We start from the raw sequence: 21,971 nt of genomic DNA on the forward strand, positions 1-21,971 counted from the left end.
GTTGTCCTCTGCGGTTTCAGGTGAGAGTTCTAGTTGCCGACCCGGCGGCGCACGTCCTGGAAGGCGGTGTAGTTGGCGATCAGCTCGATCTGTCCGGGCGGCGCCAGCTGCACGGCCTCGTCGAGGGTCTCGCACACCCGGAAGTCCAGGCCCGCGACCTCAAGGCGGACCGCGAGGTCCAGCTTGCGGTCACCGATCACGAAGATGGGGTGGCCGGCCAGGCGGGGGTAGTCCACGTCCCAGAGCCAGGAGGTGTCGGTGCCGTCGGCGCCCCGCGCGTTCACCGAGAGGATCACCGGGGTCGGCGGCGGGTCGATCAGGGAAAACGTTTCGAGCCAGCCCGCCGGGTTCTTGGCGAGCAGCAGCCGCAGCTCACGGCCCTGGAAGCTGACGACGTCGTAGCGGCCGGCGACGGCCTGCACCTGGTACATCCGCTCCAGCGCGACCTGCGGCGGCACACCGAAGACCGCGGCCACGGCGGCCGAGGTCGCGGCGTTCGCCTTGTTGGCGCGGCCGGGCAGCTGGAGGTGGATCGGCCAGGCCGAGCCGTGCGGGTCCAGGACGTGGTCTCCGGACAGCACCCAGCTGGGGACGGGGCGGCGGAAGCCGCACTCGCCGCAGAACCAGTCGTCGCCGGGGCGCTGCATGACGCCACCGCAGGAGGGGCACGACCAGGCGTCGTCCTTCCACTCCTGACCGGCCGCGACCCACACCACGTTCTGCGAGGAGGAGGCCGACCACACGATCAGGGGGTCGTCGCAGTTCGCGACGATGACCGCCTTGGAGCCCTGGAGGCCCTCGCGCCACTTCTCGGCGAGCATGCGGGTCTCGGCGGCCCGGTCCAGCTGGTCCCGGGAGAGGTTCAGCAGGGCGATCACCTTGGGGGTGACGTCCCGGGCCACGCCCGCCAGGTACTTCTCATCGACCTCGATGACGCCGTACTTGGCGTCGGAGCCGCCCGCCAGCGCCGAGGTGATACCGGCCGGCATGTTCGCGCCGAGCGCGTTGGACACGACCGGACCGCTGGCCCGCAGGGCCTCCGCGATCAGCCGGGTCGTCGTGGTCTTGCCGTTCGTCGCGGAGACGAGGACGACATCGAGATGCTGCGCCAGCGCTCCGAGCAGATCGGGGTCGAGCTTGAGTGCGACCTTGCCACCGATCACCGATCCGCTTCCGCGTCCCGCGGCCCGCGACACCGCCGCCGCGGCCTTGCCCGCCGTCACGGCCAGCTTGGCCCGCGGCGAAAGCGGCTCTGTGTTGCCTGCCATCGTCCCTTGTCCTCCTTGCGTCGGTCGGCCCCAGCCTATCCAGTACCGGCCGGAGCCTTGACCGCGGCGCCCCAGGGACGTCGCGGATCTCCTCATATATTCGCCCGTCGTACCCTTACGGCCATGCGACAGCGCCCCATTCCCGGTACCACCGGCCTCGTCCGCACCATGAGCCTGCTGGGCGATCCGGTGCTCCACTCGGGCTGCGCGGAGGTCACCGAATTCGGCCCGGCCCTCGACCGGCTCATCGAGGACATGTTCGCCACGATGTACGCCGCCGAGGGCGTCGGCCTCGCCGCGAACCAGATCGGCGTCGGACAGCGGGTGTTCGTCTACGACTGCCCCGACGACGACGATGTCCGCCATGTCGGGCACATCGTCAACCCGCGGCTGGTTTCCGCTGACGGCGACGAGTTCCGCGGCCCCGAGGGCTGCCTGTCGCTGCCCGGCCTGGAGGCGGGAACGGTCCGCTTCGACCGCGCCGTCGTCGAGGGGGTCACCTCCGACGGCACGCCCGTCCGCGTCGAGGGCACCGGGTTCTTCGCGCGCTGCCTTCAGCACGAGTGCGATCACCTTGCGGGGACCGTGTACGCGGACCGGGTGACGGGGCTGCGCGGCCGTCGCCTGCGGCGGGCGATCCGCAGGACGCCGTGGGGCAAGTCCAGCCTCGCCGGCGTTTGAGGCGAGGCTGGATGTGGCCGGCGAGGCTGGAGGGGGTCAGAAGCCCGGGCCGTCGAGGCGGTTGCCGGCTGTGGCCAGGCGGCCCCAGAGGAGGTCGGTGAGGCCGGTGACCAGCTCCGCGCGTTCGCAGGGGCGTTCGCCGAGCCACCAGTCGCCGGCGGCGTGCATCATGCCGACGATGCCGTGGCCCCAGACGCGGGCGAGGCGTTCGCCGCCGGGGCCGAGGTCCACCCGCTCGCCGATCACCTGGGCCAGCTCCTCGCCGAGCCGGCGCAGCAGCGGGGCCGAATGCAGGCCCACGTCGAAACCGCGCTCGGTCGCCTGGGAGTCCTCGGCCGGGTGCATCAGGAAGCGGTACACCTGCGGGCGGGCCTCGATGGCGGCGAGGTAGGTGTCGAGGGTGGCCTCCACCCGGCGCCGGCGCTCGGCCGGGGCGTCCAGCGCGGCCCGCAGCGAGCCGAGCAGGGCGTCGGTGTGACGGACGGCGAGCGCCTGGTAGAGGCCCGCCTTGTCGCCGAAGTGCCGGTAGAGGATCGGCTTCGTGATGCCGGCCTCCGCCGCGATGGCGTTCATGGACGCCTTGGGGCCGTCCCTGAGGACGACCCGGTCGGCCGCCTCGAGCAGTTCCCGCCGGCGGCGATCGGCCGCTCCCGGCTCGCCGGCCTGCTGCGTGGTCTCCATGACGTGTTTCTCTCCCCGCCCTTGCGATGTGCGTGACGCCCACGCAACGTAACACCCCGCACACCCTGGCGATCGACTCGGCGTCCTCCCCCGGGGCGGACCGACCGCGCTTGACAGTGCTTACTCGCCGGTAACAGACTGTGGCCACCGTTCGGGTTACCGGTAGTAACAACGCCTGCCGACTACCGCGACAACACATGTGAGACAGCTGGAGGGGACATGGCGGAGTTCACCATGGAGCTCAACGACGACCAGAAGCAGGTGCGGGACTGGATCCACGGCTTCGCCGCCGACGTCATCCGGCCCGCCGCCGCGGAATGGGACGAGCGTGAGGAGACTCCATGGCCCGTCATCCAGGAAGCCGCGAAGGTCGGCATCTACTCGCTCGACTTCTACGCGCAGCAGTTCTTCGACCCGACGGGCCTCGGCATCCCGATGGCGATGGAGGAGCTCTTCTGGGGTGACGCCGGCATCGCCCTGTCGATCGTCGGCACCGGGCTGGCCGCCATCGGAGTCGTGGCCAACGGCACCGAGGAGCAGATCGGCACCTGGATCCCGCAGATGTACGGGACTCCCGACGACGTGAAGGTCGCCGCCTTCTGCTCCTCCGAGCCCGACGCGGGCTCCGACGTCGGCGCCATGCGCACGCGTGCCGTCTACGACGAGGCGAAGGACGAGTGGGTCCTCAACGGCACCAAGACCTGGGCGACCAACGGCGGCATCGCCAACGTCCACATCGTCGTCGCCGTGGTGGACCCGGAGCTCGGGACGAAGGGGCACGCCTCCTTCATCGTGCCGCCGAACACCCCCGGCCTGTCCCAGGGGCAGAAGTTCAAGAAGCACGGCATCCGCGCCTCGCACACCGCCGAGGTGGTGCTGGAGGACTGCCGGATCCCCGGCTCCTGCCTGCTCGGCGGCAAGGACAAGCTGGACGAGCGCCTCGCGCGGGCCCGCGAGCGGGCCAGGGCGGGCGGCGGCGAGAGGGTGAAGAACGCCGCCATGGCCACCTTCGAGGCCTCTCGCCCGGCCGTCGGTGCCATGGCCGTCGGCACCGCGCGCGCCGCGTACGAGGTGGCCCTCGACTACGCCAGGACCCGGACCCAGTTCGGCCGGCCGATCATCGACAACCAGGGCGTGGCCTTCCAACTCGCCGATATGCGCACCCAGATCGACGCGGCCCGGCTGCTGGTGTGGCGGGCCTCCTGGATGGCGGTCGCGGGCAAGCCGTTCACCTCGGCGGAGGGCTCGATGTCGAAGCTCTTCGCCAGCGAGGTGGCCAAGAAGGTCACCGCGCAGGCGGTGCAGATCCTCGGCGGCAACGGCTTCACCCGCGAGTACCCGGTGGAGCGGATGCACCGTGACAGCGCGATCTACACGATCTTCGAGGGGACCAGCGAGATCCAGCGGCTGGTGATCGCCCGCACGATCTCGGACATGCCGATCCGCTAGCCGCGGGTCTGTGGTGGCGCCCCCCGGACACCGTCGCGGTGTCCGGGGGGCGCCGACGTCCGCCTCAGTCCTCGCGCAGCGGCGTCAGGCAGGACAGCCCGTACCCGCCGGGGCCGTACTTGGGGTCGGCGAGGTAGCCGCCGGCCGCGCAGGGCCTGTCGCCGTCCAGCAGCTTGCCGACACGGTACTCGGCGCGGGGCGAGCCGCAGTCGGTGACCACCAGCTCCTGGTCCTTCAGGGTGCCCACGTTCTGTACGCACTGCCCCGGGGACAGCGTCGGCGGCTTGTCGTCACCCACCAGCAGGCCGAGCACGATCAGCGCCGGGATCCCCAGGACGATCAGCAGCGCCGGTACGAGGAACAGCAGCGCCGGGCCGCGCCGCCACAGCGGCTTGCCCGGGTCAAGCGCGGGCCGGAAGCCGCCCGCCGGGGCCGGGAGCCTGCGGAAGGCGGCGCGCGGGCCGAGGTTCATCAGCAGCGTGACGGGCGTGATGAAGAACGACAGCGGCCCCCACCAGCCCTGCCACAGGGTGTCCCCGGACATGCGTCGGTAGGTGGAGAGCCCGCAGTCGCGGCAGAACGGCCCCGGCAGGCTCAGGAACCGCATGATCACGATGAAGCCCTGGTGGCCGCGTACGGTCGCGTGCGCGGCCGGATAGGCCCCGCAGAAGCGGCAGCCGGCCATGCCCTGGGGCGGCGGATAGGCGGGGCCGTACGGGACGGGCGGCGGTGCCTGCCATCCGTACGGTGCCTGCTGCGGCGGCACGGAGTACGGGCCCTGGGGCCAGCCCTGCTGGGGAGCGTGCGGGGGATGGGGGCCGGCGCCGTACTGCGGTGGCGGAGTGGCCACGGATGTCTCCTCGGGTCTCGCGGGATCACGGGCACGGTGATCACGGAAGGTGATCACGGAACCCTAGCCCGGGCCCTCACGGGCGCGGCGGCCGGGCGACCGCACGGCCGGAGCGGGGCCGCCGGACCACGACCTCCATCGGGTCGGCGAACGTGATTCTCCCCACGCCGGTGCGGGCCGTGACGCGCGTTCCGAGGTGCGGGGGCGGCGCCGTCCCGATGATCGTCCGGGTGAGCGGAACCCGCGCGCCGTGGCGTTCCCGGTGTGTGCGCCCCAGCCACGCCTCCGTGGGAGGCGCGAACGATCCGGATGGTGGGCATGAGCGCATGGTGAGCGGGCATACACACCCTGAACTGGACCTCGAATATGGGTTCCGTCCGGGGGCGGCGATCAGTAATACTCACCGCCACCGTGGATCGCGGATTCGACCGGGTGACCACCGGCCCTCCCGCACCACACTGCGAGGAGGTGCACCATGTGCTCCCACCAGCCCCCCTGCCCGGCCGCCGATGACCCCGATCACGACGCCGCCCGCACCGTGGCCTTCCACCCCGAACAGGGCTGGAGCCTGCTCTGCAACGGCCTGGTGATCTTCGACGACACCGGTGAGCTGCTCCCCGACGGCCGCGCGGTGCAACCCCGCCGCCCGGCCCTGGTCTGAGCGAGGAGGCAGCATGCGTCAGCAGCTGATCCGCAAGCCCGTCCCCAAGCCGGCACCCCGAGACCTGGACCTGCGCACACCGTCGGGCAGACCCCTCCCGTACTGACGGGAGCCCTGGCGCGGTTGCGCACGTACACACGCCGTCCACCAGCCGGCGCTCAGCCGGTGGACGCCGCTGCGCAGGTCGTGGCGTCTCAGCCGGTGGTTGCCGCCGCGCCGCCCCGGAAGGCGCTCTCGTACGCCGCGTCGCCGATCGCCGCGCGGGCCTGCCGCTCGCCCTGGTCCCGCAGGGCCGTCAGCGAGGGGGAGCCGCCCATCTGGGGCCGTCCCACCGTGCGCCACCAGGCGTGCCCGGTGCCGAGCAGGCGCGCCGCCAGTTCCCCGTCGCCCAGTGCCGCCACGGCCGCCGCGAGCAGGTCCAGGCCCAGCGCGATGCCGAAGCGGTCGCCGAGCAGCCGCTTGCCGGACAGCATGGCCCGCACGTGCCGGGCCGCCTCCCCGTGCTCGCCGAGCCCCAGCGCGGCCACCGCCAGGACGTAGTCCGCGTACGCCCTCAGCCAGCGCTCGCCGAGCTCCGCGCACGCCTCGTGCAGGCCCCGCGCCTCTTCGGCCGCCTCCTCGAAGCGCCCGAGGTCGCAGAGGGCGTAACTGGTGGCCAGCCGGCACAGCAACCAGCCCGGGCCGCTGGTCCGGCCGCCGTGTCCCGCCCGCGCCCGGGGGCCCGCCAGGGCGAGGGCCCGGGCCGCGTCACCCGGCATCATCACCGCCACCGCGTGCAGATAGGCCGCGCGCAGCTCCGGCTCCGGGTCCGCCAGCCGGGCCGCCTCGCGGGTGCACTCCTCGCCGAGCCGCTGGGCCGCTTCCATGTCGCCCTGGAGCAGCGCCGTCAGGCCGAGGGCCCACAGCGCCTGGGTGTACGCGGTGCCCGTGCACGGGGCCGCCCGCATCGCCCGCTCCAGGAAGGCCCGGCCCTCGTGGACGTGCCCGCACGAGAACCAGAAGAACCAGAGAGCCCCGGCCATCTCCAGCGCCGCCGTCGGGTCGGAGCCGAGCAGGTGCTCCAGGGCCGTGCGCAGCTGGGCGTGCTCGGCGGTCATCCTGCGGTACCAGTCCACCTGGCCCGGGCCCAGCCAGCCCCGGTCGGCCGCCCGGGAGAGCGCGGCGTACCAGTGGGCGTGCCGGTCGGCGACGGTCCGTACCTCGCCGAGTTCCGTCAGCCAGTCGAGGCCGAACTCGCGGATCGTGTCCAGCATCGTGTAGCGGGTTCCCGCGCCCCGCGCCTCGCTGCGGCGGACGACCGACTTGGCCACCAGGCCCGCCAGTACCCGCTCCACCCGGGACGCGGGCAGCGGGCCGCCGGAGCAGACCGCGCGGGCCGCGCCCACGTCGAAGTCCCCGGTGAACACCGACAGCCGGGCCCACAGCAGCCGCTCCAGCGGCTCGCACAGCTCGTGGCTCCAGCCGACCGCGGTCCGCATCGTCTGGTGCCGCGGCACCAGCGCGGTCCGGGTGTCGGCGAGCATGTCGAAGCGGGCGCCCAGCCGCCGCGCCGTCTGCTCCAGGGTCCACAGCCGCAGCCGGGCCCCCGCCAGCTCCAGGGCGAGCGGGATCCCGTCCAGCCAGCGGCAGACCTCGGTGGCGACCGCGGCCCGTCCGGGTTCGTCGAAGACGGCCGCGAGCTGCGGGGTCGCGGCGACGGCGCGCTCGCGGAAGAGGGCGAGGGCGTCGCTGTCGGGGCCCTCGCAGGGCAGCGGCCGGACCTCGACCACCTGCTCGCCGGGTGATCCGAGCGGTTCCCGCGAGGTGACCAGCACGGTCAACCCGGGGGCGGACTGGAGGAGTTCGCCGACCAGGTGGCGGCATTCCGTGACCAGGTGCTCGCAGGTGTCGAGGACGAGGAGGAGCTCCTTGTCGGCCATCCACGCGCACAGCTCCTCGTCGAGGGAGCGCGCGGAGTGGTCGGCGAGGCCGACGGCGTGGGCGACGGTCGCGGAGAGCAGGGCGGGATCGCGCAGGGGTGAGAGCTCCACCCACCAGACCCCGTCGCGCCGCGTCTGGCGGCCGCCGGTGACGGCGCGCAGGGCGAGCCGCGACTTGCCGACGCCGCCCACCCCGGTCAGGGTGATCAGTCTTCGCTCCCGCAACAGGTGGTTCAAATGGCCGAGTTCTGGCTCCCGTCCCACGAAGCTCGCCGATTCCGGAGGCAGGTTCCCCAGCGCGGAGCCGGAGTCCGGCCGAGGGCCGCGAGCCGCGGAATCCGACTGATTGTTGTTGACCGAGTACTCACCGAACACGGTTTCATTGTGCGTGATCTCCCTTCCGAGTACCGGCGTTCAGGCCATTACCCCTCAGGTTTTTCGGCCAGCCCGATCCGGTGCTCATCCCGCGAGCGTGATCCGCCGCTCCGCGGAGAAGGCCCCCCAGTTGCCGTCGGGCAGCCGGGCGCGCAGTTTCACGGCCCACGCGGTGCCGGCCGGCTCGGTCACCGTGAGCCGGTGTTCCACCCGGGCGCCCGGGGACGGGACCGCGGCGCCGGCACCGAACTGGATGACGGTGGTGGGCTCTCCGTTGACGTAGAGCTGGTACTCGCCGGTCGGACGGCCGGTGTCCGGGGCGGTCCAGGACAGGGTGACCTCGCCCGGGGAGGCGACCGCCGCCAGCTCCGCGGGCGCGGTGCCCGGTCCGTCGCCGTCGGCGGGTGGGGTGGTCACATCCACCGCCGGTCCGTCGGGGGAGGAGTTGTCGGCGCCGTCGCGGGCCCGGACGGTGAAGGTGTAGACGGTGTCCGGCTGGAGACCGGTGACGGTGGTGCCGGTCTCGGTGGGGCCGGCGGTGTGGATCCGGACGCCGCCCTGGTAGACGTCGTACGCGGTCACGGCCGTGTCGTCGGTGGCCGCGGCCCAGGACAGCCGGGCGGCGCGGGGCCCGTTCGCGCGGCCCGTGGTGGTGGCCGGGGCGGAGGGCGCCCGGCGGTCGTCGGCATGGGCGGCCGGGGTGGTGACCTCGGCCGTGGCGCTGGGTCCGGAGAGGTTCCCGGCGGCGTCCCTGGCCCGGACGGAAAAGGCGTAGGCCGTCCGCGGGGCGAGGCCGGTGACGTCCACCATCGTCTTCTCGGCGGGGAGTTCGCGCACGAGCCGGCCGGCCTGGAACACCTGGTAGCCGGTCACCCCGTCGGCCTCCGCGGCCGCCTGCCACATGACGTGTACCGAACCGGCGCTGCCGGCCTGGGCGGTGAGGCCGGCCGTGGGAGGCGGGGCCGCGGTGTCGGCCGGGGTGCAGGCGGAAAGGGCGCCCGTGACCAGCGCGGCGGTCACGGCCAGGCGGAGAGCGAACGTGGGGGCGTTGCGTCGCACGGGGAGCCTTCCTCGGCTTCCTGGTAAAGGTCTAGACATTTATGGCACGGGGTGCGCCGGCCGGGCAAGACCTCTGCGGCCGGGGTGCCTTGTCCACCGGGGGCAAGATCGCCGGGGAGATCGTCAAGGACTGAACGCCCGTCACGGACGGTCAACACCCGTTCGGCGGACACGACTTTCGCCCGAAAGTGCCCCTTCCTGCGCCACCATGGCGCCGCGTAAGGAGGTTTCGATGGTGATTTCCCTCTCCGTGGTCGTCCTGCTCCTCGTCCTCGCGTGGATCTTCCTGCGCGGTGGCGGCCTCAAGATCTCCCACGCCATCGTCTGCGTCCTGCTCGGCTTCTACCTGGCGAGCAGCAGCATGGCCACGACCATCCACGACGGCCTCACGGCCACCGCGAACGTGGTCTCCAGCCTCAGGCCGTAGCGTGTTGCTTCTTCATGAATGATCCGGCCCTTCCATGGACTCCTCGGGCGGTGCGATCTAGCGTCTGGCGGCGGCGCGATGTCAGACGCGATGTCAATAACCGAAGAGGATGGGAGGAGTTCCGGATGTTCCGAAGAGCGCTGAACTGTGCTGTCGTCCCGGCCCTCATCGCCTTCACGGCGATGTACGGGATCGGCCCCGCCCAGGCCGAGGAGATACCCAAGGCCCCTGGCCACCGCCTGGTCAGCCACTACGACGGCGCCCCCGCGGCCGCCGTCCCGCTGCCCGGCGAGAACCCGCCGCAGCACCCGTACCTCGCGCCCAACGGCCGTAGCGGCATGCACTCGGACGCGGCCGGCAGTGCCACCTCCCCCTGGTCGGGGCCGCTCGGCAAGGACCCGCGGGTGACCAGCGCGAAGATCGCGGCGCTCGGCGGCGAATGCGCCACCACCACCTTCGACTCGGGCGGCCGACTGGTCACGGTGTGCGGCACCTTCTCCGGGTTCAAGGTCAAACTCCTCGATCCCCGTACCCTCGCCACGCTCGCGGAACACCCACTCCCGCAGCGCTCTTCGACGATCGAGGCGATCACCTCCCTCGACTTCGCGAAGATCTTCAAGGACACCTCCGGCGGCGCCTACTTCTACCTGGACAACCAGGACCGGGCCGTGCTCGCCGACTCCCGCCAGCACATCCTGCGCCTGGCCCACTCGCGGACACCGGACGGCAGCTGGACGTTCACGGTGGACGACGACTGGGATCTCACCGGCCACGTCCCGCACGACTGCGTCAGCTGGACCAACCTGCGGCCCAGCGGCAGCTGCGACCCCGTCACCTCCGTGATGCCCGACTGGAACGGCCGTATCTGGTGGGTCACCCGCCAGGGGCGCGTGGGCACCGTGGACCCGGAGACCTCGCGGATCCGCTCCATCCGGCTCGACGGCGAGGAGATCCAGAACTCCTTCTCGGTAGCCGAGGACGGCGTGTCCATCGTCACCGACCACGCGCTCTACAGCTTCCGCGCCGCCGCCGACGGCACCCCCGAGGCGCAGTGGCGCCAGACGTACGACCGCGGTACGGGAACCAAACCCGGATCCGTGAACCAGGGTTCGGGCACCACCCCGGACCTCTTCGGCGACGGCTACGTCGCCATCACCGACAACGCGGACGACCGGATGAACGTCCTGGTCTTCAGACGGGGCGCGGACATCCCCGCCGAACGGCGGCTCGTCTGCGCGGTCCCGGTGTTCGGCTCCGGAGCCTCGACCACCGACAACTCCCTGATCACCTGGGGCAACAGCATCGTCGTCGAGAACAACTACGGCTACGAGAACCCCACCACGCTTCTCCTCGGCACCTCCGTCGTGGGCGGCGTCAGCCGCATCGACGTCCGCGCCGACGGCAGCGGCTGCGACACGGTGTGGCAGAGCGGCATCCGCTCACCCTCCACCGTGCCCAAGCTCTCCACCGCGAACGGGCTGCTCTACTTCTACGAGAAGGAGCCCAACGCCTGGGGCATCGACGCCTGGTACCTCACCGCGGTGGACTTCCGCACCGGTGAACGCCGCTGGCGGCAGCTGACCGGCACCGGCCCGCTGTACGACAACAACTGGGCCCCGATCACGCTGGGCCCCGACGGCACCGCCTACGTCGGCGTCTTCAACGGCATCGTCGCGGTCCGCGACGCGGGCTGAATCTCCGGCGTCGCCCGGACCCCGTCACCGGGTTCCATCGACGCGTTCGATGGCCACCATCGCCGCGTCGTCGCCCAGCAGCCCGCCCGGTGAGTGGGCGAGCAGGTCCGCGCACAGGTGGCGCAGCAGCGCGTCCGGTCCGTCGCCGGGCCAGTCGGCGGTGCGGTCCGGCAGCGGGTAGAAGCTCCCGGCCTCGTCGCGGGCCTCGATGACACCGTCCGTGTAGAGGAGGACGATGTCACCCGGCTCGAAGGAGAACGTCTGGGCGGCGAAGCCGGTGTCGACGAACTCCGTGAGGCCGAGCGGCGGCGCCGGCTGGTCCACCTCCAGCGGGACGACCCGCCCGCCGCGCAGCAGCAGCGGCGGCGGGTGCCCGCAGCTGACCAGCCGCAAGATCATCTCCCCGTCGGGGATGTCGAGCACGGCCGCGGTGGTGAAGCCCTCGCCGGGCGCCGCCGGCTCGTCGTCGCCGCCGTCCGGGTCCGCGGCGACAGCCGCCTCGAGGTGGGCGACCAGTTCAGGCAGATCGACCTCCTTGTGGGCGGCGGCCCGGAAGGCGCCGAGGACGATGGCCGCCTCGCCGATCGCCTCCAGCCCCTTGCCGCGCACATCCCCGATGAGCAGCCGGGTGCCGTGCGCGGTCCGCGCGGCGGCGTACAGATCGCCGCCGATCTGCGCCTCGGCCTCGGCCGCCAGGTATACGGAGGCCACCCGCAGCGGGCCCATCCGGTCGCGCAGCGGTCGTAGCACCACCTCTTGCGCCGCCTCGGCCACCGAGCGGAGCTGGGTGAGCTGCGCCTCGTGAACCTCGCGCAGGTGTGCGAAGAAGGTCACGAACGCCGAGATCAGGATCAGCGCGATGATCTGGAAGGTGTGGTTCAGATCGGTGAGGGTGGTCCGCCAGACCGCCACCACCGCCTGGGCCAGGACCGCCACCGCGCCGACCGCCGCCGTCGTCCGCGGCCCGGCGAACGACGCGGTGACGGCCGGCGCGGCGACCAGGAACGGCCCCAGGTGCACCTCCGGCGGCGCCAGGATGTCGACCACCGTGACGATCGCGATCAGAGCGAAGGGAACCGACAGGAGCGCGAGCCGCGGTTCCGGGTGCCGGCGGGATCGTGGGTGCGGAGGCCGGTCGTCCATGACTCCTGAATACACCGCACCGGGTGCTCCCGCGCAGTGCCGCACCGGATGTTCCGCGCAGTGCCGCACCGGGACACGCGCGGCCGACGGATACGCCGTCAGCTGTCGCGCTCCTCACCCTCTCGGCACGGAATGAAGCCATTTGCGCGCCGGATGTATCCTTCCGCTTACCCTGTGTGGCGAATCGCGCAGATCGCCCATAACTTCTGGTTCATGACGAATCGGCAGCTCACATGCCTCGCATCCATCTCGGTCGTCATGGCCACCGGTGTCGGCGCCGCCGCGCCCTCCGCCGGTGCGGCCATCCACCCGGTGCGTGCGGGCGAATCGATCCAGGCGGCGGTGGACGCCGCGCGGCCGGGCGACACCATCCTCGTGCTCCCCGGCACCTACCAGGAGAGCGTGCTCATCACGAAGCGGCTGACCCTGCGGGGAATGGGGGCGCGGACCGTGATCACGCCGCCCGCGGCGGGCACCGGCGCCGCCAACGCCTGCGCAAAGGCGGGCAACGGAATCTGCGTCATGGGGTCCGCGGAGAAGAGAATCGACGGGGTCACCGTGAAATCGCTCCGCGTGTCGGGCTTCGGCAAGAGCGGCGTCTGGGCCAGCGACACCGACCGGCTGCGTGTCGAGCGGGTGACGTCCGAGAACAACAAGATCTGGGGAATCGCCCAACAGCGGTCCACCCGCGGGGTGTTCAGTGACAACACCGCGCGGAACAACGGAGACGCCGGAGTCTTCATCGCCAACATGATCGACCAGGAGGGCGGGGCCACCGACACCCTGGGCGCCGTGGTCCGGAACAACACGCTGACGGGGAACCGGATCGGAGCCACGATCAGGAGGGTCAGGAACCTCACCGTCAGCGACAACACCTTGACCGGCAACTGCGCCGGCCTGTTCGTCGTCGGCGACGAGAGCCTGCCCAGGGCCGGCGCCATGACCGTCCAGGGCAACCGGGTCAGCGACAACAACAAGTTCTGCCCCGCCACCACCCGCCTCCCGGCCCTCCAGGGCACCGGGATCGTCCTCACGGGCGCCGAGGAGACCCTCGTGCGCTCGAACTCCATCACCAACAACGTCGGCGCCTCGCCGCTGTCGGGCGGAATCGTGCTGTTCCAGAGCTTCGTGGGCGCCACGAACACCAACAACGTCATCAGGGACAACGTGGTGACCGGCAACAAGTCCGCGGACCTGGCCAACCGAGGCACCGGAACGGGCAACACGTTCCAGAACAACAGGTGCGCGGTCTCCGAACCGGCCGGGATGTGCTGACCGGTGTCCCCCGTCACCCGCAGGAGAAACGAGGCCGTATGACCACGGTAAGTTCCACCCCCACCACCACCCCCACCACCATCTCCACCTCCACCACCATCCCCACCACCATCACGCCCGCGACCTCCCCGCAGCCGGCCATGCGGCTGCGGGAACTCGTCTTCGGGGCGGCGTGCGCCGCGGCCGTACGGGCGGCCGCCCGCCTCGGCGTCGCCGACGCGCTCGGCCAGTCACCCGCCACCGTGGCGGAACTGGCCGAGGCCGTGCACGCCGAGCCGCAGCCCCTGAGACGCCTGCTCCGCGCCCTGACCTGCTACGGCATCTTCGTGGAGACGCAGGACGGGAAGTTCGCCCACACCGAGATGTCGCGGCTGCTGCGCGAGGACGATCCCCACAGCCTGCGCTACATCTCCCTCTGGTGCACCGAGCCCTGGACCTGGCACGCCTGGCCCCGCCTCGACGACGCGGTGCGCTCCGGCGGCAACGTCTTCCAGGAGCTCTTCGGCAAGGGGTTCTTCGACTACCTGCACCAGGACGCGCACGACTCGGCCCACGTCTTCAACAAGGCCATGACCACCTCCAGCGCCCAGTCCGCGCTGGACGTCGCCGAACTTCTCGACCTCACCGGCGTCTCGGTGGTGGCGGACATCGGCGGCGGCCAGGGCCACGTGCTCGCCAGCCTGCTGGAGAAGTACCCCGACGTACGGGGAACCCTGCTCGACCTGCCCGGTGTGGTGGAGCGGGCGGACCCGCGCCTCCGCCACGGCGGCTCGCTCGCCGCCCGCGCCGAGATCGTCGCGGGGGACTGCCGCGAGGCCATCCCGGTCGAGGCCGACCTGTACATCATCAAGAACATCCTGGAGTGGGACGACGACAGCACTCGCAGAACCCTGCGGAACGTCATCGAGGCGGCCCGCCCGGGAGCCAGGGTCGTGATCATCGAGAACCTCGTCGACGACACCCCGTCGATGAAGTTCACCACGGCCATGGACCTGATGCTGCTGCTCAACGTCGGCGGCGCCAAGCACACCAAGGAAAGCCTGGTCAACCGGATGACCGCCGCCGGTCTGGTGCTCGGTGAGATCCGGCCGGTCAACCCGTACCTGCACGCGTTCGAGTGCACCGTGCCCCTGTCCGGCTGACCTCCCGCGGGCCCCGTGACGTCCCGCGGGCCCACGACATCGCCCCGAGTCCGGCGCAGAGCCGGACTCGGGGCGGTCCTACGCGGACCGACCGGGCCTTGCGGCCGGCCGGCCCGCGTGGGTCAGGATTCCTCCGGCGTCCGCCGGTCGGTGATCATCTTCATCGTGGACCGGTCGAGGCATCGGGCGACATCCTCGTCCGTGGCCAGGACCCCGTCCTTGGCCTCGTCCAGTAGCCGGGCGAGCACGGCCGCCTTCTGACCTCCCTCGAACCCGAGCGCCAGGGCGGGCCGGGCGTCGAGGGCGCCTCTCATGTCGAGAAGCCGGACGACGACGTCATCGCGCTGGAAGATCGTGCTGCCCGCGATGGGACTCGTCGGGTCGTCGGCGGCCGCGTCGTCCTGACTGGCGAGCAGCCGGGCGAGCGCGGTGCCGCACCCCTTCTTGGCGGGGTAGAACAGCGCGTGCCGCTCCACGTCCGCCGGCTCCTCGCCGCCGGCCGCCACACGGTGCACCACGGGCAGGGCCGCCCGGGTGAAGAACACCCGTGCCGAATCAGGGTCGCCCAGATCCCGGTCCTGCTCCAGATACGGGTTGATGGCCGCTTCGAGAGCCATGACCTCGGGCTGTTGCGCCACATGGCGCAGCGCCGCCACGAGGTCGCCCTCCACTTCCATCGCCCGCACGACACGGTTTCCGTGCATGAAGACCGAGCTGCGCCGCAGGAGGGTGTTCTCGTCGACCCGGGCCCGCGGGGAGGTGTACCCGGCCAGCAGCTCCGCGACGACGGGCTCGCTGCCCGGCTTGACGGTGAAGGTGAGGGCGTGGCGGACCACGCCGTCTCCTCGCCGGGGGACGGCCCGCAGGCCGGCGCCGATCGTGTCCGGGACGCCCGCGAGGCTCTGCGCGAGGCTGCCGTTCTTGCCGGCCGTCTCCTGCAGAACGCTGAAGCGGAGCGAGCGCGTGTCCCGTACACAGCCGTGCAGCGGCTGGACGGTCTTCACATGGTCCTCGCTGCCCACCCAGGCGAGGAAGGGGCCCGCGCTCTCCCATTCGCTGGTGATGAGCCACTGCGAGGGGTTCTCGATCGACTGGCACAGCTCGTCACTGATGTGTCCGGGGACGGACGACACCTGGTTGCGCAGATGCTCGTAGACCTCCAGGAACTGCTTCTGAGCACCGTCGTACAGGTCCAGCAGCAGCACGACCCGAAGTCTCGAGCCGTCGAAGGCGGACTGCGATATCCGTTCCGACACGGTTGTCATCTTTCACACTCCTTCGAGACCCGGTCGCCATGTCTGTCAGCACCCGGTCACGGGTGGCACTACCGAAACCGATCGTTGTCCGGTACGGCCACCGGCGCGAGACGGGAGATCCATGCGGGTGAAGGAGCGGGGGGAATGTCCCGGATAAGGGCATGAAAAGAGCATTCCCTCTCGGGCGGCAGAGCTGGAGCAACTGATGGAAGAAGACGTCGACCACCGCGTACCGGTCCTCATCGTGGGCGGCTCGCTGGTGGGCCTGTGCACCTCGCTGTTCCTGGGCCGTCACGGCATCAGGCACATGCTGGTCGAAAAGCACGCGGGCACCTCGAAGCATCCACGCGGGCGCGGCATGAACGTACGGACGATGGAGGTGTTCCGGGTCGCCGGCGTCGAGGCGCAGATCCGGGAGGCCGCCGCGGTCCTGGCGGACAACCACGGGATCCTGCAGGGCGGCTCCCTCACCGGCGACGACCAGGAATGGCTGTTCAAGGAGATCGACCCGGGGGGCGCGCTGGCGCGCTTCAGCCCGGCGACCTGGTGCCTGTGCAGCCAGAACGACATCGAGCCGGTACTGATGTCCGTGGCCCCCACCCTCGGCGCCGACCTGCGGTTCTCCACCGAACTGCTGTCGTTCGACCAGGACGACACCGGTGTGACCGCGTTGGTGAAGAACCGCGACACGGGCGAGCACAGCACGGTGCGCGCGGACTACCTCGTCGCGGCGGACGGGCCGCGCAGCCCCGTCCGGGAACAGCTGCGCATCGGCCAGACCGGCCACGGAGACCTGTTCCACAACGTGAGCATCACCTTCCGGTCGCGCGGGCTCGCGGAGGTCGTCGGCGACCGGCGCTTCATCGTCTGCTACCTGACCAAGCCCGGCGCGGACGGGGCGCTGCTGCCGGTGGACAACGAGGAGCGGTGGGTGTTCCACGCCCCCTGGTACCCCGACCAGGGGGAGACGCTGGAGGAGTTCACCGACGAGCGCTGCGCGGACCACATCCGCCGGGCCGTCGGCGCCCCCGACCTGGACGTGGAGATCACCGGCAAGGCGCAGTGGCACGCCGCCGAACGCGTCGCGCGGCACTACGCGGACGGACGGGTCTTCCTCGTCGGGGACGCCGCCCACGAAATGTCCCCGACCGGGGCGTTCGGCTCCAACACCGGAATCCAGGACGCGCACAACCTCGCCTGGAAGCTGGCCGCGGTGCTGGACGGCGCGGCGCACCCGCGGCTGCTCCAGAGCTACGAGGCCGAACGCCTGCCGGTGGCCCGGGCGACGAGCGAGCGCGCCTCGGCCCGCTCGGCCGAGCACAGCCACCCCGGGTACGCCCCGGCCCCCGGCGCCGCCGGCGGCCGCCAGGGCGGGGTCCTCTCCGTGGCCATGGGGTACCGCTACAACGCGGGCGCCGTGGTGGGTGCCGACGTGGAGCAGCCCATCGTGCCCGAGCAGATGCGGCTCTCGGGCGATCCGGGTTCGCGCGCACCGCACATGTGGTTCAACCGGTTCGGGGAGCGGATCTCCACCCTGGACCTCTACGAGCGGACGTTCGTCCTGCTCAGCTCCGAGGGGACCCGCTGGGGCGCGGCGGCCCGGCGCGCCGCCGAACGGCTCACCATGCGCCTGGAGGTGTACGAGATCGGTACCGGGCCGGACGCCGGTCTGGTACCGGAGGAGGGCGGGGACTGGACCGAGGTGCACGGCACGACCGCGGAGGGTGCGATCCTCGTCCGCCCGGACGGGTTCGTCGCCTGGCGCTCCCCGAAGGGGGAGTCCGATCCCGAGGGCGTCCTGTTCGAGGTCCTGAGCACGCTGCTGGGCCGGGCCTGAGCCTCGTCCCGGATCCCCCGGGCCGCGTACCGCGGCCCGGGGGATCCGGCCCGCCCCGGGAGAGTCCCGGGGGAGGCGGCCGCCAGGCCGGGGCCTACTCGGGTCGCAGGGAGCGCCAGATGGTGTCGGGCAGGAGTCGCTCGGCCTCGTCGAGATCGAACGCGTAGGTACTGGACAGCCAGCGCCGGGCGGCCTCGCTCACCGGGCCCATGACCAGGACCTCGATCAGGGGGCCGGGGAGGGGGATGATCTCCCCCTTCTGTATCTGGCGTCCCATCCACGCGCCGATGGGCGCCAGTTTGGCCTCCTTGGCCGCGCTGATCTGCTCGGCGTGCGCGGCCAGATAGCCGGAGTAGGCCGAGGCGTGGAGGAAGAGCGCGGCGTCCCGGTGTTCCCGGGTGAAGCTCAGGTACGACCGTACGAGCGCGTGGACGCCGGTGCGGGCGGTGCGGGTCCGGGTCACGGCGGTGGTCATCGCGTCGAACAGCTCGCCCATGCACCGGGTGTAGAGCGCGGCGGCGAGGCCGTCGAAGCTGCCGAAGTGGTGGTACAGACTGCCGAGGCTGACTCCGCTGGCCGCGGTGACGCTGTTGACGGTGAAGCCCTGCTGGCCCCGCGAGGCGTACACCCGCAGGGCGGTGCTCAGGACCAGGTCGACCGTGGCCTCGCCCCGCTGTTGCTTTGGAGACATGCCCGTCAGAGTAGATCAGGCATGCCCCCTCGACTGACGGGCGCTACGCGGTGGGCGCGGGCGGCCTGGTGCAGGTGCCGGTCGCGTCCGGGCACGTGTAGTCGGCATCCGTGATGTGCCGGCACAGCAGATCCAGGCTGTGGGCGGCCCTGAGGTAGAGGAAGCCTCCCACGCTGTTTCCGACGATGTTGACTGTCTTGACCGCGATGCCCGCGTAGCGCATCACGTCCGCCGCCAGGACGGCCTTCTCGCCCAGCTTGCGGGTGTCACCCGCGAGCTGGGGGAGTTCCTTCCGCAGTGCCTCCGCGGAGTCCTTGGCGTAGTCCAGCGCCTTCGCGTCGATCTTGCTCATGATCGCCTTGCGGACGGACGGAATCAATCCGTCGGTCTCGGCCGCCTTGATCAGCCTTTCCGTCAGGATCGCCGCATGCTTCTGCACTTCACCGCATTGGCTGGGCACGGCCCCGGCGGTCGGAGCGGCGCCCGCGGGGCAGGACAGTTCCGGGATCTCCCTGGTGTCCGTCGCCCCGAAAGCGCGGCGGGTCCGGGAGAAGCACCGGGGCACGGTCCGCAGGCCCGGCTGCGGTCCGGTGCAGGTGCCGAGCCTGTCGTAGGCGCCGAGCAGGGCGGCGGCTGCCTTGGGGTTCATGGGCGCGATGCCGGGGGAGGTGGGGAAGAGTGCCCGCTCGGTGCTGTTCATCGCGCGGTTGAGCCGGTCCACTCCGATCAGGCCGACCGGCCACATCGGAGGATAGAGGTTCGCGACCTTGGTCTTCAGGCCGACGTCCAGGGCATAGGCGGATTCGTGGAGGGCCTTGAGCAGTGCGGGACAGGTGCGTACACATTCCTGGGACACGCTGCGCAGGCTAGTACTGGCTCAATTCGGCGTCGAGGGAGTCCAGTTGATCTGGTACATCGATGATGAGGCCCACGACGTGGTCGGTGACCATGTCGAGGATGGCAGCGGCGGCGCTCTCGTCGCCGAGTACGAGGAAGTTCAGGGTCAGCCCGTCCGTCATGGCGGCCAGATAGCGGGCCAGCACCGGGACGGGGACGCGGAGTTCGAAGTCCATGCCGCGGCGGAGCTGCTCGATCAGTTCGCCGTAGGTCGTCGAGTACAGCTCGTACTGGCGCCGGGCCAGATGCCCGAACCCGGGCTGGCGCAGCGCGTACTGGGTGAGCTCGTAGCTGAGCATGTGCTCGCCGGGGTGGGCCGCCACATGGTCCCAGTACGCCTGGAAGCCGGCCCGGATGGTCTCCCGGAGGGTGGCCCTCGGCCGAATCGCCTCCTTCGCCACCGATACCGAGTGGTCGGCGATCGTCGTGATGACGGACTCCAGCAGCGCCTGCTTGGAGTCGAAGCAGTAGTGGAAGACGCTCAGCGACACACCCGCCTCGGCGGCGATCGAACGGGTCGTCGTCCTCGGGACCCCGTCGCGGGTCATCGCCCGGATCGCCGCCTCGGTCAGCTGCCGGCGCCGCTCGGCCGACGGCATCCGTGCCATGTGTGTGTTCCTTCCGGTCCGCTGCCGCGCGGGGCGGGCGGCCGTCCCCGGCCGCCCGCCCCGGCGCCGTCAGCTGCTGTAGACGCCGACCTCGTGCAGGGAGTAGCCCCACTTGGTGCCGCGCCGCACCCCGTGGATCCGTACGTGGCGGGCCGTCACGCCGGCGAACCGCGCCGTGTCCAGGCCGCCGTCACCGGTGGTCGTGGACCACGCCGTCTGCCAGTTCTCGCCATCGGTCGAGACCTCGATACGGTACGCCTTCCCGTACGCGCGCTCCCAGTCCAGAGTGACGCGCTTGACCAGGGCGGCCGACCCGAGGTCGATCTGGAGCCGCTGGTCGTCGCTCCAGTCGCTGGCCCAGCGGGTGCCGGTGCTGCCGTCCACCGCCCGCCCGGGCGCGTAGCTCGTGAAGGGGTTCCACTCCGACGAACTGGCGGAGGCGGCCGCGCCCGCCGCGAGGTTCACCCCGGCCTTGTGCTTCTCCGAGGCCCCCCAGGTGCGCAGGTAGGACTCGGCGCCCCGGAAGAGGTCGTCCACGACGTCCTGCCCGCCGACGAGCCGGATGTCCTCGATCCAGTCCGGGACCAGGCCGTAGTGCGAGGCGCCGTCCGTGTTGAGGTCCCAAGTGCGCTGGCCGGTGGTCTGCTTGTCGATGACGGAACCGCCGTCGACGCTGCGGAAGGGGTACTTCACCGGGTTGGCGGTGTCCGCGCCGCGCGGGCCGGGCCAGCCTCCGACGCCGTTCATGTCGGTGCCGTAGCCGTACCCGACGCCGTACTTGTCGCGCAGGGCGTCCGTGCGCTTCGCCTCCGCGCTGAACGCCTCGGACCCGCTCATGTACTGGGCGACGAACCCGCCGAGCTTGTACAGGCGCTCGGTCCAGTCCATGTCCATCCAGCTGTGCGAGGAGATCACACCCGGGTACGACTCGGATTCGAGGATGTCGAAGGCCCGGCCCGCGGCCTTGACGCTCATGTGGTCGACTTCCAGCATCATCTTGCGTTTCATCATGCCGCGCACCGCGTACTCGCCGAGGTCGGTCAGACCGCGGGTGTTGCACTGGGCTCCCGCCGCGTACGAGGGCACCGCCACGCCCTGCGGAAGCTCCTTCTCCGCCGCGGGAGCCGCCGCGAGGCCGATGGGGTTGTCGTGCTGCGGGCCGGCGCACTGCTCCGTCTTCCAGAACGTGCCGGTCGACAGGAACTGGCCCACGTTGATCGCCGTGCCGAGGGCGCCCTGGTCGAAGCGGACCCCGCACAGCGCGTTGTCGAACTTGTGGCACAGGAACATGCTCCGGACGCCGAGCTTGTGCAGCTCGTCGAGGCCCCGGTCGATGTCGTCCTTGCCGCACTGCGCGATGTCCAGGATCTGCTTGCAGCCGAACGGCTCGGAGGTCTCGACGCCGAGGATGACGGCCATCTTGCCCTGCCCGATGACCTCGCGGGCCTGCGCGGAGTCGGTGACGACCCTGAACCAGCCCTTGCCGGGACCGCCGTACATCGTGTCGATGTACGCCTGCATCTCGTACGTCTTCCGGGCCTGGAGGCGGATGGAGGTCATCTCGTCGCAGGAACGGTCCTTGAAGAAGTAGACCGAGCAGATCACCCCGTTGGTGACGAGGTCGTTGACGAGGACCCGCTGGCCGCCGCGCCAGGCCCGTTCGACCCAGGCGTAGTAGTTCTGCTGGTGGGTCAGCGAGTCGTGGGCGGGCCAGTCCTTGAAGGTGGGCCAGCCGTCGGGGTCGTGCTTGCCGTCCCCGCCCTTGGTGATGAAGTCGAAGACCGCGAGGGATCCGTCGGGGTAGTGCTCCGGGCAGTCCTTGAGGGCGTCCGCCACCCCGAGTTCGGAGAACGTCTTGCCGCAGATGAGCCGGCCGCCGAAGGCCTCGTTGGACATCAGGTGGTCGTGGGCGTCCACGAAGCCCCGTACCTGTCCCTGGGCATCCGTTCCCTTGAAGGGCTCGCCCGTGACATTGATCTGGGAGTCGGGCGCGGGCCGTGCGACCGGGTTCCACCAGCTGTCGTCGGCCGAGGCGCCGGATGTGGGGCCGAGTGCCAT

Annotated in this window: 19 protein-coding genes; 8 read left to right on the forward strand and 11 right to left on the reverse strand. The window is 71.3% G+C overall.

Annotated elements, in window-relative coordinates:
- Positions 1-29: 29 nt before the first annotated feature.
- Positions 30-1,268, reverse strand: coding sequence for a MurT ligase domain-containing protein (locus MTF65_RS00940; protein WP_243626223.1), 1,239 nt, complete (start codon positions 1,266-1,268; stop codon positions 30-32).
- Positions 1,269-1,391: 123 nt separating this feature from the next.
- Here MTF65_RS00940 and def point away from each other — a divergent pair, with 123 nt between their 5' ends.
- On the forward strand, positions 1,392-1,949 hold the full coding sequence (gene def / locus MTF65_RS00945) for a peptide deformylase (protein ID WP_243626224.1): 558 nt from the start codon (positions 1,392-1,394) through the stop codon (positions 1,947-1,949).
- Positions 1,950-1,985: 36 nt separating this feature from the next.
- Here def and MTF65_RS00950 read toward each other — a convergent pair whose 3' ends face one another.
- A complete protein-coding gene (locus MTF65_RS00950) occupies positions 1,986-2,630 on the reverse strand; it encodes a TetR family transcriptional regulator (protein WP_243626225.1) in 645 nt (214 codons plus the stop codon).
- Positions 2,631-2,849: 219 nt separating this feature from the next.
- Between MTF65_RS00950 and MTF65_RS00955 the strand changes: the two genes are divergently transcribed.
- Positions 2,850-4,079, forward strand: a complete 1,230-nt coding sequence (locus tag MTF65_RS00955) for an acyl-CoA dehydrogenase family protein (protein WP_243626226.1) — start codon at positions 2,850-2,852, stop codon at positions 4,077-4,079.
- A 64-nt stretch (positions 4,080-4,143) separates the two neighbouring features.
- On the opposite strand, the gene MTF65_RS00960 is transcribed toward MTF65_RS00955, so the two are convergent.
- The gene (locus tag MTF65_RS00960) at positions 4,144-4,929 is read right to left on the reverse strand and encodes a hypothetical protein (RefSeq protein ID WP_243626227.1); all 786 of its coding nucleotides are present in this window, start codon (positions 4,927-4,929) and stop codon (positions 4,144-4,146) included.
- A 475-nt stretch (positions 4,930-5,404) separates the two neighbouring features.
- Between MTF65_RS00960 and MTF65_RS00965 the strand changes: the two genes are divergently transcribed.
- The gene (locus tag MTF65_RS00965) at positions 5,405-5,590 is read left to right on the forward strand and encodes a DUF5999 family protein (protein ID WP_243626228.1); all 186 of its coding nucleotides are present in this window, start codon (positions 5,405-5,407) and stop codon (positions 5,588-5,590) included.
- 194 nt (positions 5,591-5,784) lie between these two features.
- Here MTF65_RS00965 and MTF65_RS00970 read toward each other — a convergent pair whose 3' ends face one another.
- On the reverse strand, positions 5,785-7,884 hold the full coding sequence (locus MTF65_RS00970) for an NB-ARC domain-containing protein (protein WP_243626229.1): 2,100 nt from the start codon (positions 7,882-7,884) through the stop codon (positions 5,785-5,787).
- An 84-nt stretch (positions 7,885-7,968) separates the two neighbouring features.
- Positions 7,969-8,943 carry a fibronectin type III domain-containing protein gene (locus MTF65_RS00975; RefSeq protein ID WP_243626230.1) on the reverse strand — a complete coding sequence of 325 codons (975 nt, stop codon included), beginning with the start codon at positions 8,941-8,943 and terminating at the stop codon, positions 7,969-7,971.
- A 232-nt stretch (positions 8,944-9,175) separates the two neighbouring features.
- On the opposite strand from MTF65_RS00975, the gene MTF65_RS00980 reads away from it, so the two are divergent.
- Together MTF65_RS00980 and MTF65_RS00985 are read left to right on the forward strand one after the other, a co-directional pair.
- On the forward strand, positions 9,176-9,370 hold the full coding sequence (locus MTF65_RS00980; RefSeq protein ID WP_243626231.1) for a hypothetical protein: 195 nt from the start codon (positions 9,176-9,178) through the stop codon (positions 9,368-9,370).
- A gap of 125 nt (positions 9,371-9,495) precedes the next feature.
- Positions 9,496-11,064 carry a hypothetical protein gene (locus MTF65_RS00985; RefSeq protein WP_243626232.1) on the forward strand — a complete coding sequence of 523 codons (1,569 nt, stop codon included), beginning with the start codon at positions 9,496-9,498 and terminating at the stop codon, positions 11,062-11,064.
- A gap of 24 nt (positions 11,065-11,088) precedes the next feature.
- Here the strand turns inward: MTF65_RS00985 and MTF65_RS00990 are convergent, their stop codons facing one another.
- A complete protein-coding gene (locus MTF65_RS00990; RefSeq protein WP_243626233.1) occupies positions 11,089-12,207 on the reverse strand; it encodes a PP2C family protein-serine/threonine phosphatase in 1,119 nt (372 codons plus the stop codon).
- Between the two features lie 213 nt (positions 12,208-12,420).
- Here MTF65_RS00990 and MTF65_RS00995 point away from each other — a divergent pair, with 213 nt between their 5' ends.
- Together MTF65_RS00995 and MTF65_RS01000 are read left to right on the forward strand one after the other, a co-directional pair.
- Complete coding sequence (locus MTF65_RS00995; RefSeq protein WP_243626234.1) at positions 12,421-13,482, forward strand: nitrous oxide reductase family maturation protein NosD; 1,062 nt, start codon at positions 12,421-12,423, stop codon at positions 13,480-13,482.
- Positions 13,483-13,520: 38 nt separating this feature from the next.
- Positions 13,521-14,624: an acetylserotonin O-methyltransferase gene (locus MTF65_RS01000; protein ID WP_243626235.1), complete on the forward strand. Its 1,104-nt coding sequence runs from the start codon at positions 13,521-13,523 to the stop codon at positions 14,622-14,624.
- A gap of 122 nt (positions 14,625-14,746) precedes the next feature.
- Here MTF65_RS01000 and MTF65_RS01005 read toward each other — a convergent pair whose 3' ends face one another.
- Positions 14,747-15,889, reverse strand: coding sequence for a SchA/CurD-like domain-containing protein (locus MTF65_RS01005; protein WP_243626236.1), 1,143 nt, complete (start codon positions 15,887-15,889; stop codon positions 14,747-14,749).
- Positions 15,890-16,085: 196 nt separating this feature from the next.
- On the opposite strand from MTF65_RS01005, the gene MTF65_RS01010 reads away from it, so the two are divergent.
- Positions 16,086-17,717 (forward strand): FAD-dependent monooxygenase, encoded by a 1,632-nt coding sequence (locus tag MTF65_RS01010; protein ID WP_243626237.1) that lies wholly within the window; start codon positions 16,086-16,088, stop codon positions 17,715-17,717.
- Between the two features lie 94 nt (positions 17,718-17,811).
- Here MTF65_RS01010 and MTF65_RS01015 read toward each other — a convergent pair whose 3' ends face one another.
- From MTF65_RS01015 to MTF65_RS01030, 4 genes are all read right to left on the reverse strand, one after another.
- Positions 17,812-18,408: a TetR/AcrR family transcriptional regulator gene (locus MTF65_RS01015; RefSeq protein ID WP_243626238.1), complete on the reverse strand. Its 597-nt coding sequence runs from the start codon at positions 18,406-18,408 to the stop codon at positions 17,812-17,814.
- Positions 18,409-18,451: 43 nt separating this feature from the next.
- Positions 18,452-19,264 carry a hypothetical protein gene (locus MTF65_RS01020; RefSeq protein ID WP_243626239.1) on the reverse strand — a complete coding sequence of 271 codons (813 nt, stop codon included), beginning with the start codon at positions 19,262-19,264 and terminating at the stop codon, positions 18,452-18,454.
- A 10-nt stretch (positions 19,265-19,274) separates the two neighbouring features.
- Positions 19,275-19,913, reverse strand: coding sequence for a TetR/AcrR family transcriptional regulator (locus tag MTF65_RS01025; protein ID WP_243626240.1), 639 nt, complete (start codon positions 19,911-19,913; stop codon positions 19,275-19,277).
- Between the two features lie 69 nt (positions 19,914-19,982).
- Complete coding sequence (locus MTF65_RS01030) at positions 19,983-21,971, reverse strand: discoidin domain-containing protein (protein WP_374207129.1); 1,989 nt, start codon at positions 21,969-21,971, stop codon at positions 19,983-19,985.

Source organism: Streptomyces sp. APSN-46.1, from assembly GCF_022815725.1.
In the GTDB taxonomy this organism is placed as follows: domain Bacteria; phylum Actinomycetota; class Actinomycetes; order Streptomycetales; family Streptomycetaceae; genus Streptomyces.